The sequence below is a fragment of the Streptomyces doebereineriae genome (assembly GCF_031845645.1).
Classification (GTDB): domain Bacteria; phylum Actinomycetota; class Actinomycetes; order Streptomycetales; family Streptomycetaceae; genus Streptomyces; species Streptomyces canus.
On the sequence record NZ_JAVREZ010000249.1, the window covers coordinates 1 to 462 of the forward strand.

The following is a 462-nucleotide window of genomic DNA, read 5'->3' on the forward strand; positions in this document are numbered from 1 at the left end:
GCGTACGGGTCGGCGAACTCGCCGATAAACTCACACTCACCCTTGTCGGCGAAGGCGTCGATGAGTTCGCCTGCCAGTGCCTGAAATCGAGGTACCAGGCCCTTGATCAACCGCTTGGAGAACGCCGGGTTGAGCAGGGTACGCAGCCGCCGGTGCTCTTGGCCTTCTTTGTTCAGGATCCAGCTGTTCCACCAGTCGAGGAACGGGCCGTCTGTCACCCCGTTGTGGGCCGGCCAGTGCACACTGCCCTGACGCAGGCTCGGATGGTGCATGAGCTCGCTGACCTCGTCGTAACGAAGGACGGCGATCCCGTACTCGGTATGGGCGAACCAGCTGACTTCCCGGGCCTCGTGGACCAGGGCCGAGGTGATCGAGAACGAGGGATCGGTCACGTTCAGGCGCGGGGCCTCGGTGTCAGTGTTGGCGGTGATGGTGTTCGGAGTCATGGTGACTCTCCTTTGG

Annotated in this window: 1 pseudogene; it reads right to left on the bottom strand. The window is 62.8% G+C overall.

Annotated features, from left to right (window positions below):
* Nucleotides 1-446, bottom strand: a pseudogene (locus RNB18_RS51710) (cytochrome P450); the annotation flags it as partial.
* Nucleotides 447-462 lie beyond the last annotated feature (16 nt).